The sequence below is a fragment of the Arenibacter lacus genome (genome assembly GCF_008711145.1).
GTDB classification, from domain to species: domain Bacteria; phylum Bacteroidota; class Bacteroidia; order Flavobacteriales; family Flavobacteriaceae; genus Arenibacter; species Arenibacter amylolyticus.
On sequence record NZ_VVIN01000011.1, the window covers coordinates 25,243 to 39,157 of the forward strand.

10 protein-coding genes are annotated in these 13,915 nt (G+C 40.8%); 5 read left to right on the forward strand and 5 right to left on the reverse strand.

Annotated elements, in window-relative coordinates; genetic code table 11:
- Window positions 1-36: 36 nt before the first annotated feature.
- Together F1E73_RS05575 and F1E73_RS05580 are read right to left on the reverse strand one after the other, a co-directional pair.
- A complete protein-coding gene (locus F1E73_RS05575; protein ID WP_086476146.1) occupies window positions 37-1,905 on the reverse strand; it encodes a RagB/SusD family nutrient uptake outer membrane protein in 1,869 nt (622 codons plus the stop codon).
- A gap of 11 nt (window positions 1,906-1,916) precedes the next feature.
- Entirely contained in the window at window positions 1,917-5,165 is a 3,249-nt protein-coding gene (locus F1E73_RS05580; RefSeq protein ID WP_223883367.1) for a SusC/RagA family TonB-linked outer membrane protein, read from the reverse strand.
- 609 nt (window positions 5,166-5,774) lie between these two features.
- Here F1E73_RS05580 and F1E73_RS18000 point away from each other — a divergent pair.
- Window positions 5,775-5,903, forward strand: coding sequence for a hypothetical protein (locus F1E73_RS18000; protein ID WP_262483062.1), 129 nt, complete (start codon window positions 5,775-5,777; stop codon window positions 5,901-5,903).
- Here F1E73_RS18000 and rsmG read toward each other — a convergent pair.
- Window positions 5,900-6,535: a 16S rRNA (guanine(527)-N(7))-methyltransferase RsmG gene (rsmG, locus tag F1E73_RS05585; protein WP_086476169.1), complete on the reverse strand. Its 636-nt coding sequence runs from the start codon at window positions 6,533-6,535 to the stop codon at window positions 5,900-5,902. The two genes, F1E73_RS18000 and rsmG, sit on opposite strands and share 4 nt — an antisense overlap.
- Before the next feature lie 116 nt (window positions 6,536-6,651).
- On the opposite strand from rsmG, the gene F1E73_RS05590 reads away from it, so the two are divergent.
- Together F1E73_RS05590 and F1E73_RS05595 are read left to right on the forward strand one after the other, a co-directional pair.
- Window positions 6,652-7,752, forward strand: a complete 1,101-nt coding sequence (locus tag F1E73_RS05590; protein ID WP_086476145.1) for a fatty acid desaturase family protein — start codon at window positions 6,652-6,654, stop codon at window positions 7,750-7,752.
- Window positions 7,753-7,768: 16 nt separating this feature from the next.
- Complete coding sequence (locus F1E73_RS05595; RefSeq protein WP_086476144.1) at window positions 7,769-8,953, forward strand: pyridoxal phosphate-dependent aminotransferase; 1,185 nt, start codon at window positions 7,769-7,771, stop codon at window positions 8,951-8,953.
- A 157-nt stretch (window positions 8,954-9,110) separates the two neighbouring features.
- On the opposite strand, the gene F1E73_RS05600 is transcribed toward F1E73_RS05595, so the two are convergent.
- Both F1E73_RS05600 and trkA read right to left on the reverse strand, forming a co-directional pair.
- On the reverse strand, window positions 9,111-10,601 hold the full coding sequence (locus F1E73_RS05600) for a TrkH family potassium uptake protein (protein ID WP_150451353.1): 1,491 nt from the start codon (window positions 10,599-10,601) through the stop codon (window positions 9,111-9,113).
- A 1-nt stretch (window position 10,602) separates the two neighbouring features.
- Entirely contained in the window at window positions 10,603-11,952 is a 1,350-nt protein-coding gene (gene trkA, locus F1E73_RS05605; protein ID WP_150451354.1) for a Trk system potassium transporter TrkA, read from the reverse strand.
- Between the two features lie 430 nt (window positions 11,953-12,382).
- Between trkA and ubiE the strand changes: the two genes are divergently transcribed.
- Both ubiE and porT read left to right on the forward strand, forming a co-directional pair.
- Window positions 12,383-13,111, forward strand: coding sequence for a bifunctional demethylmenaquinone methyltransferase/2-methoxy-6-polyprenyl-1,4-benzoquinol methylase UbiE (ubiE, locus tag F1E73_RS05610; RefSeq protein WP_086476141.1), 729 nt, complete (start codon window positions 12,383-12,385; stop codon window positions 13,109-13,111).
- 96 nt (window positions 13,112-13,207) lie between these two features.
- Window positions 13,208-13,915 (forward strand): type IX secretion/gliding motility protein PorT/SprT, encoded by a 708-nt coding sequence (gene porT, locus F1E73_RS05615; RefSeq protein WP_086476168.1) that lies wholly within the window; start codon window positions 13,208-13,210, stop codon window positions 13,913-13,915.

Below are 13,915 nucleotides of genomic sequence, written 5' to 3' on the forward strand. Positions count from 1 at the left end.
TGCTAAGGGTCATTCTTAATACTTCATCAATGTTTTTTAATATCCTGGATTTTGGATAATAGAGGGGTCCTTATCGATCTCCTCTTGTTTAATTGGCATGAAATAAACATGATCTTGCCAAATTCTATTTTCAAAAACGATATCCGTAGGCTTATAGGTATAATCAAAAAGCGCGGTATCTTTTCTATAATCGGTTACCGTGGTCCCTGGTTTTTGAGTACCCTTCACAAGTATTTGCTGTACGGGTTTATTCAAAGACTGAGGGCCTTCTAACCAACGCTTCATATCGAATAATCTGGCATCTTCATTCACCAATTCCTTATCTCTTTCCCTTTTGTAGAGCTCCATTAATTCTGCTCCAGACACTGTAACCGCCGGCAAACCATTTCTAAATCTAAGTTTATTTAACCAGGTAATTGCTTCCCCTTCTTCCCCTAGATTAATATTTGCCTCTACATAGTTTAACAGCACCTCTGTATATCTAATATAAGGAGCATCTACCTTTTGCAGGTTGTTTGGCCAAGAGGCTGGTTGTCTAGGATCGGAAAATTTTCTAAAATAGTAGCCCGTTCTTGAACCATTCCAATCTTCTATTGGACCTTGACGCGTGTCTACACCATTGATAATGGTACCATCGGTAAGGGTATAAAAGCCAGTTTGAATTTCGTTAAAATTATCATATTTCACTACATCATCCGTTCTTTGCTTCCAAGGAGCTCCGTCATAAAGGAAGGTAGAGTAAAATCTTGCTTCCCTATCATCATAAGGAGCAGCTGCATGGTCTGGGTTATCCCAGTCAAACTTGGTACCATCTGCAAAGTCGTACTTAGATACCAAGGCTTCGGTAGGAGTGGTTCCTGCCCATTCGTGATATCCATTGGGACCGTGGTACAAAGCCACCATTCCTGGACCTTGAGACCAGCCATCCCCTCCTGGGTATGTTCTAGATCCAAAACCAAATTCTTCTACCAATCGGCCCCAAATAAAGTCTTGGTTCTGATCTCCTTGAAGCCAAATGTCCTCGTAATTCTGAATTGCTTCTTCCTGTGAAGCAGGTGCGGTATAGTCTAACTTATACCCCGTAGTAGCATCCAACAAGGCTTTTGAAGCTACTTTTGCCGCCTCCCATCTATCTAACTGGGACCCACTGGTCCAGCCAATTAATTCTGGATGACCATAGGAAGCTATGGTAGAAACATGCGAATTTTTTGATGGATGATATAAATCACTGGCAACATGGGTCAGCACTCTGGACTTCATAGCCAGGGCCGTGATCTTATGTGCCCTTGCCGGATCTATGGGAGCATCCTCCAATAAAACAATCGCCTGATTTAAATCGGCAAGAATCTGATTTACGGTCTCCTCAAAAGTTGCTCTGGGGTTATTGGCTTCGCTATCTAAGGTTAAAGGCTTGGTTAACAATACCACACCTCCAAATTGCCTCATTAGCTGCGTATAGAAATACCCTCTCATAAAATGGGCTTCCCCCAGCAAACGCTTTACCAATCCGTCTTCTATTCCAGCTTCATTAATGGTAAGTTTCTCGATGGCAATATTAGCACTCCTGATGAATGGATATAGTTGAGGCCAGCTCATCCATTGCATATCCATAAAGTTTCCAGCGGGGTTCATCTTTCCTTCGGTATACCCATCTACCCCTCTTCCGGGGTGGGTAAATACCGCTTGATCTGTAAAGGCGTCCGTAGTTTCCTCACGGGTCAGGGTACCAGCCCAAGTCCCTTGATAGAGGTCCAATACAGCTGCTTCTGCCAATTTTTTATCGGACCATACGTTGTCTTCCGCCACTTCACTCAATGGGGTTGTTTCCAGGAAGTCCTCGTTACATCCCACAACCAGAAATCCGAAGACCAACAATGTTGTAATTTTTATAATATTCTTCTTCATTTCAGTATTTTTTAAAATGTTATTTGTAATCCGGTCATTATTGTTTTCAACATGGGGTAGGCACCTCCATTATTTACCGCTCCACCGCTAGCATCCCTAGTGGATCCTACGCTTACTCCGTTCTGCGTTACTTCCGGATCAAATGGGAAATCGGTAATTGTAATCAGGTTAGTACCTGAAACGGAAACCCTGAGGCTTTGGATACCGAACCTACCAATTACATCTTCATTAAAGTTATACCCTAATTCCAAATTTTTCAATCTAAAGAAGTCTCTAGTAATAAGTGCATAATCGGTTTGACCAGAATACCATTGATCTCCCCTATCTGCCAACCTAGGAGCAGGGGCATCCGGGTTATCTATGGACCAAGCTCTATCCCTAACATCTCGCTGAACATTAGCTAAGGTTCCGGACATAAAACTCCACTCGTAGGTATTGTACCCTCCTGCGGAACCGGTCCAGTACATACTAAAGTCAAAGTTCTTATAGTTCATAGCGGTGTTCCATCCAAACTGGGTATCGGCAAAGGCACTGCCTCCTACCCTAGTCTTATCTTCCGGACCAATTTTCCCATCTCCACTGATGTCTACTACTCTAGCATCACCTGGCTTAAGTTGCGGAGTAACCCCACTATAATCCAAGGTTTCTGCATCAATTTCTGCTTGGGATCTAAATACACCGTCGAACTTATAACGAAGCGGTCTTCCTATTTCACCACCAGTTTGACGTTGCCAAGGGCGGTCGTCCAAATCTGGTTCATCAAAGAACACCAATTTATTATCGGAATCACTAAAATTGAAAGTAAGACTATAATTAAATCCTGAAGGATCACCTCCGTTCAGTCCCAAACTAATTTCGTATCCCGAATTCTCGAACTCCCCAATATTTATCGCCGGAGCCGCAATTCCACTATACTCTGGAAGGGTTTTTTGTGGGGTTGTCAAAATATCGGATCTTGAATTCTTATAAAGGTCAAACCCTACTACCACCTTATTATTAAAGGTTCTTAAGTCGAAACCAACATTTCTGGAAGTAGCGGTTTCCCATGAGATATTTGGGTTGGCCACTTTATTCTCATAGGCTGTGGTAACTACGGAACCAAGCCCCGTTGCAGACAATTCGTAAGAAGCTATGTATTGAAAAGGCTGTACATTATCATTTCCTAACTGTCCGTAGGAACCTCTTAGCTTAAAGAAATTGATAAAGGGCGCTGCCTTCTGGAAAAATGGCTCCTCGGATACTACCCAACCAGCGGATACACCAGGAAAGAATCCAAATCTATTGTTCTCCGGAAATAAATAAGATCCGTCATATCTAAACAGGCCTTCCAATAGATACTTATCCTTGTAGGTATAGTTTAGACGACCGTAATAGTTTAAACGAGCAGTCTCATACCCATTACCATAACTATTCTGCCCTTCATTTCCTCCCACATCCAATTGAGCAAGGTCACTGGAAAGGAAAAATCTTCTAAAGGCACCAAAGAAACTCTGTTCGGATTCTTCACGGGTAACCCCACCAAGTAATTTAAAATAATGATTCCCAAATTCCTTTTCATAGGAAGCATTGAAAGATGCAGTGAAATCTGTTAGGGTAGTGTGTTCCTGAGTTAAACTTGGATCACCTGGACCTCTATCTGCAGCAGTTAAACCAGAGGAATCTCTATTAACCCCATCCCAGGTATACAACTGCCATGGGCGTTGCCACTGCTTAAAGTCCATATTCATTTTATCATAGGACATATTTGCCATTAACTCTAGCCCCTCTATTCCAGGCACTTTCAAGGTTACTCCTATGTTACTCTGTACAAAATTGGTACTCCTGTCGTTATATCCGGGCAAGTCTGTAACCCTTATAGCAGGGTTATTTCCGTTTTCTATATCCGGACCAAATTCACCTGTTGGCCAATATGCTGGAAACCAAGGATACTGTCTTACCAAATCGTTAAAAACATTCCCAGGGGTATTGGTAGCAGTATAATTCTCTTCTTGCCTAGAGTATAGGCCTACGTTCATTTTAAGGTAATCATTGATATCAGCATCTAGATTAAGTCTCAAATCATACTGAGTATATCCTTTTGGCGCATTCTTAAAATTCACATCCTGTCTTAAGTGCCCCAAAGACGCCATATACCTAACACTCTCGGTACCTCCAGAGACCTGGATCCCTTGACGTTGGATAGGCGCACCAGAAGTAGTCACCTCTTCCATCCAATCGGTATCAGGAAAAGCCCATGGATCATCGCCCGCAGCTGTTTTCCTAATTCTTTCGGTGGTATAGGTAGGGTTTAAAACCTCTCCATTTGGACGTGTAAAAGGCTCCCCCCTAACTGCATTTGCCGCTGCCCATTCATTGGTGGGAAGCTTATATACATTTAGTAGGTTAACCAAGTCCATATATTCGGCACCTGTTAACATATCCGGTGTTGTTGTAAAGCTTTGCAAACCATAGCTACTTGTAATTTTCACTTGTGGTTTTCCGATCTTTCCTCGTTTTGTGGTTACCAAAATCACCCCGTTTGCAGCTCGCGCCCCATAAATGGCCGCCGAAGCATCCTTCAATACCGAGATACTCTCGATATCGGCCGGATTGATTCTGCTAATCCCTCCTGCACGATCTGGAATCCCGTCGATTACTACCAGTGCCGAGGAATTGTTAAACGTATTGGTTCCACGCACCCTGATACCAGTATTCTCTGCACCAGGAGCAGCATTCCCCGTATCAATATACAGACCCGCCACTTTACCGGCTAGTGCTGTACCTAGGTTTGGAGAAGATGATTTTTCCAGAGCTTCCCCATCAACGGTCGCAACCGATCCTGTAAGGGTTGCCTTTTTCTGGGTTCCATAACCTACTACCACCACTTCTTCTAACTGGCTGGCATCTTCCTCCAGCGTAACGTTAATAGTAGTTTGTCCGTTTACCTGAATCTCGGCTGTTTTATAACCAATATAACTAAAGACCAGCACGGCATCACTAGGAACTCCTGAAATAGCGTAATTTCCATCAAAATCCGATTGGGTACCATTAGTGGTACCTTTTACCACTATACTAGCCCCTGGAAGCGGCCCAAGACCATCCGTTACGGTTCCGCTGATTTCCTGCTGCGGGGATACAGGAAAATCTTCATAAAAATTAAAGTTCGCATACCCTTGTAGGCTGCACAGTGACATCGCAAAAAGCAGTACTGATAGCCCAAACCTCGGTTTCTTTTTAAATACGTATTCTCTAAGAATAGTAAGCCTGGAATTCTCCTCCATAATGTTCAATGTTTAGATGGTTATTTTTTTCCCTCTTTCAGAGAAATGGTTTTAAACGCAGCGGTGCATCCATTAAAAATCAGCACTCTTAGATCAGTTGGCATACAAGGGTACACCGTAAAACCCATTATGGATATAAAAGGAACACTGAACAAAAAGAACAATTGTAATTTCTACACTTACACCGTAAATGTAGAAAAAAATCACAGAAACTGTTAACGTATTGTGAAAATTAATGAAGAGAATTTGAAAAAAAGCTTTAAACAATACTCCCTAAACCTCGACCAATAAATCTATAATAACTCACCCAACAGCCTATAAACATTGGCCATAACCATCCAATCAAGAATAAAAAAAGAAACAGCATTACGCACACCTCACCCTTTTTAACAAACTGCGCGACTTTTGTTAAAAAAATCACAACCACAACAACCTATACTATGGCAACTATTATTCTCCCCAATAAAAAACCCGTAGCGAACAATTTGCTACGGGTTTTATTTACAGCTGTCATCAACCTTATTTTATACCTCTCCTAAACGCAATATTTTAAGAATTGAAACGTTACATTTACATACCAACCACCTTAACACTTAAAATAATCTTCGTATGAGACAACCATTAAACCACCACAAACAAAGCTTAAATCCCATTTCTTGGGCCATCAACTTATTAACTGCCATCAAGGAATACGGAAGGCGCTGTAGAGAGTCCTATAAATCCCTACTACACATTTAACCCCTATATTTCACAGGAAGATAAACCAGCTTTTTGGTCTCAAAAAATTCCTCCTCGAAGTAATCTGACAAAGGATACACTTCCACGGTGCGATATTCTTTAAGCTCCTCTTCCAAATCACCTCCTTTAAGATAAAGGATTCCGTTCCTTATATTGTGGACAGAATCTTTTTTTATCTTCCCCTTCACCCAATGCACAAAGGTAGGCATGGCTGCTACGGCACGACTCACAATAAAATCGAACTGCTGATCTAACTCTTCCACTCTGGTATGCATGGCCGTTACATTGGTGATTCCTAATTTGTCTATCACCTCCTGAACAACTTTAATTTTTTTACCAATAGCATCTACCAAAACAAATTGGGTTTCTGGGAAAAGAATTGCCAAGGGAATCCCGGGAAAACCACCCCCCGTTCCTACATCCAAGACCGAGGAACCGGGCGCAAACTGATGAAACTTAGCAATTCCCATTGAATGCAATACATGACGTATGTAAAGCTCATCGATATCCTTTCTGGAAACCACATTGATTTTTGTATTCCAATCCTGATATATATCTTGCAACTTGGAAAACTGTTCCTTTTGTAACTCTGTTAGCTCAGGAAAGTATTTATAGATAATAGAAAGGTCCATATGTATATTAAAATTATTGCCAAAAATAGCACTTTCATTCACATCGGCTAGGTTTAACCCCCCTCTAATTCACAAAATAAATGTTCTTTTGCCGTATATTTACAAAAAATTAAATCATGGAAAATAAAACCATTAGATTTTCTAGAAAAGATTCAGCTCAATTTTTTAAAACACTGAATAAAAGAGTCAACGATTATTTCAAGGAAAACAACATAAAGAAAACCGGAAACTGGAAATTACATGTAAAAACAGCCATTATGTTCGCGCTGTTTTTAACGCCCTATTTCCTTATTTTAACCCTAGGACTTCCCAATTGGGCCAACCTCCTTCTTACCATCGTAATGGGAATTGGCATGGCGGGGGTAGGCATGAATGTGATGCATGATGGAAATCATGGATCCTACTCCAATAAAAAATGGGTAAATAAAATTATGGGGGGTAGCATCTATATCCTTGCTGGGAACGTCTACAACTGGCAGGTACAGCACAATGTGCTTCACCATACTTACACCAATATACACGAACACGACGAGGATCTAGAAGCAGGACGCATCCTGAGATTTTCCAAGCACGCCAAATGGCATAGATTTCATAGGTTTCAGCATTATTACTCCATATTCCTTTATGGATTGCTAACCTTTAACTGGGCAATTACAACCGATTTCCAACAAATGTACCGGTATACTAAAAGAAAATTATCTTATGGAAAATTTCCCAGTCCCATTTTAAACTGGTCTATGTTGGTAGTCACCAAACTAATTTATCTAACTATTTGGATCATCCTCCCAATGCTGATTCTTAATATAGCTTGGTGGAAGATTCTATTGGGCTTCTTCATTATGCATTACGTAGCTGGGGTAATTCTTAGTGTAGTTTTCCAATTGGCACACGTTGTAGACCATGCGGATACGCCTTTACCTGCCGAAGACGGTAGCATGAAAAACACCTGGGCCATCCATCAATTGTTCACCACGGTAAATTTTGGAACCAATAATCGCATTGTAAATTGGTTTACGGGCGGATTAAATCATCAGGTAGAGCACCATATATTCCCCAATATTAGCCATATACATTACACAAAAATTGCCAAAATTGTGAAAGAGACGGCAAACGAGTTTAATTTGCCTTACAACGAATATGAAACTACAAGAAAAGCCATAATTTCGCACTTCAAACATTTAAAAGAATTGGGCAAAAACCCATCACTACAATATTAGTAAATCGAGAATAGCAATGAAGAACCATTTATCCGACAGGATCAACTCCATGTCAACTTCGGCCACTTTAGCTATGGCCGCAAAAGCAAGGGAATTAAAAAGTGAAGGAAAAGACATTATCGGTCTAAGTTTGGGAGAGCCGGACTTTAACATTCCAGAGTTCATTAAGGAGGCTGCCAAGGAAGCCATAGACCAGAACTACAGCAGCTATTCCCCGGTAGATGGGTATGCAGACCTAAAGGAAGCAATTGCGAACAAATTTAAAAGAGACAATGGCCTTACCTATGGTTTAAGCCAGATTGTAGTCTCTACGGGAGCCAAGCAATCCTTGGCCAATGTTGCCATGGTAATGTTAAACGACGGGGACGAGGTTATCTTACCAGCACCATATTGGGTAAGTTACAGCGACATCGTAAAATTGGCAGGCGGCGTTCCGGTTGAAGTACCTACCAGTATAGATACCGATTTTAAAATGACCCCCGAGCAATTGGAAAAGGCCATCACCCCAAAAACAAAAATGATGTGGTTTAGCTCCCCTTGTAATCCAAGTGGATCTGTTTACAGCAGGGAAGAGCTAGAAGGCTTAGCAGCCGTACTTAGAAACCACCCCGATATCTTTGTGGTATCTGACGAAATATACGAGCACATCAACTTTAAAGGCAGCCACGTAAGCATAGCCAATATAGATGGTATGTACGACCGTACGGTTACCGTTAACGGAGTATCTAAAGCATTTGCCATGACTGGATGGCGTATTGGTTACATTGGTGGTCCTGAGTGGATTGCAAGGGCTTGCAACAAGTTTCAGGGACAGATTACCAGCGGTGCCAATGCCATAGCACAGCGCGCAACCATTGCTGCTATCAATGCCCCGGTATCCTCCATTAAATATATGATTGATGAGTTTCACAAAAGAAGAGACCTTGTCTTAGAGCTGTTAGGTGAAATTGAAGGTTTTAACCTAAACGTACCAGAAGGCGCATTTTATGTGTTCCCAGATATCTCCAGCTTCTTTGGAAAGACTATTAACGGTACCGAGATCAATAACGCTTCGGACTTCTCTCTTTACCTTTTGGAGAATGCCAATGTTGCTACCGTAACTGGTGAGGCCTTTGGAAACAAAAATTGCATTAGGATTTCCTATGCAGCATCTGAAAAAGAATTAAGAGAAGCAATAGCAAGAATTAAGGCGGTTTTATAATACCTTTTATTAAGCCCCTAGAATTACAAATGGACATCCTAACCGATGTCCATTTTTATTTAATATATTTTATAAAAATAAGTAAAGCTTCAAAACATCACAGGAACCATCCACCTTCAAAATTCCTAATAAGATACTACCACCTTAAAGAGGCCACCTAGGTCCTTTTCCAAAAATGGGGCGAAAACAGTATCAAGACCGTAAAGAGCTCTAATCTCCCAAGTAGCATTAATATACCGCACCACCATTTACCTAAGCTGGGTAAACTATTGTAATTGCTTACTGGGTTTAAGTCCCCAAAAGCAGGTCCCACATTCCCTAAAGAGGAAGCCGCACCCCCAATAGCACTTACAAAATCGAGCCCAAGCGCCCCTAGCACCAAAGAACCCACTACAAATAACAACATATAGAGCACTAAAAATCCTATAATATTGTATACAATATGCTCTTGTACCGTCTTATTATTATAACGCACTGGAATTATTGCATTGGTATGCATGGTACGTTTAAATTCTAGCAATCCATTTTTAATAATAAGGATATGCCGCATAACTTTAATTCCACCAGAAGTAGACCCCGAAGACCCTCCCAAAAACATCAAAATAAAAAAGAGAATGGTTAAAAAGGGGGTCCACGATGTAAAATCTGCCGTTACAAAGCCCGTGGTAGTGATTACTGACACCACCTGAAACAAGGCATGCCTAAATGCACTTTCGGCCTCCCCAAACACCATGGGATGAAACTCGGATACCGGAACATTGGCTTTAAGATAGATTACTACGGCGGCAAGGACTACAAAGCAGCCTGCAAAAATGGCGTAAAACTTAAATTCTTCGTCCTTAATTACTTTTTGAACCTTTCCTTTAAAGGCATAATAACTAAGTACAAAGTTGCTTCCTGCCAAGAACATAAACAAAATAACAATATACTGTATTAAAGGCTGATCATTCCAATACGCCATACTGTCATTTTTGGTAGAAAATCCGCCTGTAGAGAGTGTAGCTAGGGAGTGGTTTATAGCGTCAAAAAAGTTCATCCCCGCCAATTTCAATAAAATGGTTTCGGCCACGGTATAGGCAAAATATATTAACCATAACCTTTTAGCAGTATCCGTAATCCTAGGATGCAACTTATCCCCGCCGGGACCAGGCGCTTCCGCCGCAAACAACTGCATCCCCCCAATTCCCAATAGCGGTAAAATAGCAATAGCCAATACAATGATACCCATTCCCCCTATCCAATGGGTTAAACTCCGCCAGAATAGGATACCCTTTGGCAAGGCCTCAATATCGTCTACTATAGACGCGCCGGTGGTAGTATAGCCAGATATAGTTTCAAAAAAGGCATTGGTAACCCCGGGAATTGACTCGGAAAAAAGATAGGGCAACATTCCAGAAGCAGACATCACCAACCAGCCAAAAGTAACAATGATATAACCTTCACGCCGCTTCACCTCCTTGTCGTGCTCCCGCGTATAAAACATGGACAACATCCCCAATAACATGGTAACAATAGCAGCAAGGGCTATATCTAGCGTTACGCCATCTTCATAAATACCACTCACAATAGCAGCCAAAACCATAAAGCCTCCGTTACATAATAACAGGAGACCCATTAAGTGAAAAATTATCCGGAAATTCAGTGCCATGTTATAGGAAAAGCTTTTCTATTTTACGGATAGCATTGGGTAAACAACACACCACTACCCTATCGCCTTCGGCAATCTTAAATCCACCTAAGGCAATTATTCCTTGATTATCCCGTATTACACCACCAATGGTAGCCTCTTTAGGAAAATTTAGATCCCTTATATATTTTCCGTTCACTATGGAAGTAGGCTTAACATTAAACTCCAAAATCTCCGCATTTAAATTATTAAGCCTGGTCATAGCCACAACCTCCCCTTTCCTAATGTGCCTAAATATATGGTTGGCGGCAAGCAGTTTTTTATTCAGCAGAGTATCTATCCCTATAGAGTGGGACAATTGAAAATAATCCATATTTTCTACAAGGGCCATGGTTTTCTTCACATTTTTAGACTTTGCCACCAAACAAGACATAATATTGGTTTCAGAATTACCAGTAACAGCAATAAAAGCGTCCATTGCTTCCAATCCTTCCTCTTCTAGCAGCTCTACATTTCGTCCATCCCCATTAATGATTAAAGCGGAGGACAATTCATCTGCAAGTTCAAATGCCCGCTCCTTGTTTTTTTCTATTAACTTAACCTTAAAATTATTTGCGCAAAGATCCCTAGCCGTTTTAAAGCCTACATTACTACCTCCTAGAATCATTACATTTTTAATCTCCCGCTTCACCTTTCCGGTAAGCTTGTATAGATCATCCAAGCCTTCCCTATTAGTAACAAAATACACCTGATCCCTTTCTCTAAAAACGGTACCACCTCTTGGCACTATGGTATATTGGGTTCCCATCCTTTGCAGGGCAATGGGCATAAAGTGGAGTTCTGGAAATATTTTTGCGGCCTCTTGTACGGTCTTCCCTACGAAAGGTGCCGTTTTTGGAAGGGAAACCCCCACCATAATCAATAGCCCCTCTTCAAACTCGTAGGTATTATTAAATGCCGATTGATTTAAAAGCAATTGAATTTCCGCGGCCGCTAGGGCTTCTGGAGAGATAAGCTCGTCTATCCCAAGCTTATCAAATCTAATAAGGTCCTTATTATGTATAAACTCTGCATTGGAAATACGCGCAATGGTACGTTTGCATCCCAATTGCTTGGCCAACATACACAGGGTAATATTGGTAGTCTCGGAGGAAGTTACCCCAATCATTAGATCAGACCTCCCCACCTGTGCTTCCTTTAATATAGATATTGAGGTGGCATCCCCTTTTATTACCCTAATATCCAAATGGGTATCGGGGTATGCGAGGCTCTCCTTGTCACAGTCTATGAGGGTAATATCCTGGGCTTCATACGACAGTAATTTTGCCAAATGAAAACCCACTTCACCCGCACCCGCAATAATAATTTTCATTGATATCCTATATTAATTATATAATTAAAGGTAATGTAAATATTTGCCAACCCACAAGTCTTAAGCTTCTTCCGTACAAAATTACAAGTGTGTTTTGTTCATTATCGTTAAACCATAGGAACTTGAAAGTTGTACAGTAGACCGAACTTACCAATACGGCAACCTTCCCAACCTATACAAATAATGGTCCAACCTATGCTTTTTAAAATTTAAAAGGATCAAAAGAGGATTTATCCTTTTTTAAAGATTACGACCATTGGCCTAATACCAAGGAATCAATATCTCTTAAAAACCGACGCAAAACTACATAATAAAATCTGGTTGACTTCCACTTTCAACAACTTAAAAATGACCTTATCACCCCGATCAAACAAAAAATAAACCCATATCTATTTCACTATATAGTATATTTACCAAAAATTTTACGCTTATGACTAAGAAGGTTACCCCATATAAAGATTCCGACCTAGGAAAGAAGGAGCAGGTAACAAAAATGTTTGACACCATTTCTGGCAAGTATGACGGATTGAATAGGGTTATTTCCTTTGGAATAGACGTTAAGTGGAGGAAAAAAGTGGTGGCTATTGTTGGTAAAAACAAACCTAAATCCATCTTAGACATTGCCACTGGTACAGGGGACCTGGCTATTAATATGGTAAAGACAGGAGCCGAAGAGATTACAGGGCTAGACATTTCCCCTGGCATGCTAGCAGTAGGTCGCAAGAAAATTGAAGCCAAAAAACTAGAAAACACCGTGAAAATGGTGGTAGGGGACAGCGAAAACCTTCCTTTTGAGGACAATTCCTTTGACGCCATTACCGTTGCTTTTGGGGTACGGAATTTTGAAAACCTAGAGAAAGGCCTTTCCGAAATTTACAGGGTGCTAAAGAAAGACGGAACTTTTGTGGTTTTGGAAACCTCCAATCCGACCAAAACCCCCTATAAGCAAGGTTATAAATTCTACACTAGATTTATATTGCCCACCATTGGAAAATTATTTTCCAAAGACCGCAGTGCCTACACTTATCTATCAGAATCTGCAGCCGTTTTTCCCCATGGTGAAGCTTTCAACAATATTTTAAAAAAAATAGGGTTTATAAATGTAGAGAACAAACCACAAACTTTTGGCGTGGCATCCATTTATGTTGCCAATAAGTAAAAGCAGGTAGGGAATTGCTTTGTAATTTACACCAACGTACAATTAATCTATAGTCTAATTTTTGTAAATTCATTAAAACCATACATGGCCAAGCAGATGAAAAAAAATATAATCCTTTGGATGGGCAGTATGCTTTTGGGCACCTCTTTATCTGCACAATTTAACGAGAGGCCCGTTATAAATTTAGAGAATGAAGACAAGCACCTCCTTAATTGGGGCTATTTCCTAGGCTTTAACCAATACGATTTTAAGTTTGACTATTTAGCGTATAAGGGAGACAACACAGATATTCTAGTGGATAAATCGCTTGGTTTTAATGTAGGTCTAATAGGGGAACTGCGCATCAACGACCACTTAGACCTTCGTTTTGAACCTGGCTTACATTACAATCAACGAAGTTTGGACTTCCCAGGTAATATCGCCAATGGAACGGACTCAATAAGAGAAGTGAAATCCACCTACATCAATTTCCCTCTACTATTAAAAGTAAGTACTAAACGATTGGGTAACTGGAAACCATTTATTATTGGAGGTATCTCTACCTCCTTAAACCTTGGGAGCAACGAAAAAAGCATGGAGGAGATTTCGGATGGTAAATTCAGGATGAAAAAGAACACCTACTATTACGAAATGGGCTTTGGCATCGATTTCTACCTGGAGTATTTTAAATTTTCCCCCTCCATCCGAGGTGTTTTTGCCCTCACTGACGAGTTGATACGCGACACTGCCCCTGACACCACATGGACAGACAACATTCACAGCATGAAAACGCGCGGATTATTTGTGAATTTCACCTTTGAATAG